Annotated in this window: 1 pseudogene; it reads right to left on the minus strand. The window is 33.2% G+C overall.

Annotated elements, in window-relative coordinates:
* Positions 1 to 4: 4 nt before the first annotated feature.
* Positions 5 to 388 (minus strand): annotated as a pseudogene (locus LKW28_RS22845) (ATP-binding protein); the annotation flags it as partial.

The raw sequence follows: 388 nt of genomic DNA on the forward strand, positions 1-388 counted from the left end.
ATAATTACTTGATTCCGATAACTAAACTGTCTCGTGCAGCTTCAACAACTTCTGTTGTAATGGTTTCAAGATTATTAATTTCAAGTATCCTTTCAATCTGGGTGAAGAGTCTTTGTATAAGCCTGAAGTTTCCTCCAGTAATCTTAATAATACTAGTTATTGCTTCGTAATCAGAAAAATCTTCAAGTTTTATAGAAAGTCCTAACTCTTCCCATTTATACTCCAAAATATGATGAGCTTCATCTTTACTGAGTTTATCAAACTCATGGGCAAATCCAATTCTGGAATAAAGTTGAGGATATCGAGCTAATCTTTTCTCAATTCCAGGCATTCCGATCAATATCATTGCTAAGTCATTTCGATCATATAAATCCCTTAGTTGTTCCAA

This window comes from Bacillus sp. REN16 (assembly GCF_020731355.1).
In the GTDB taxonomy this organism is placed as follows: Bacteria; Bacillota; Bacilli; order Bacillales; family Bacillaceae_L; genus Ferdinandcohnia.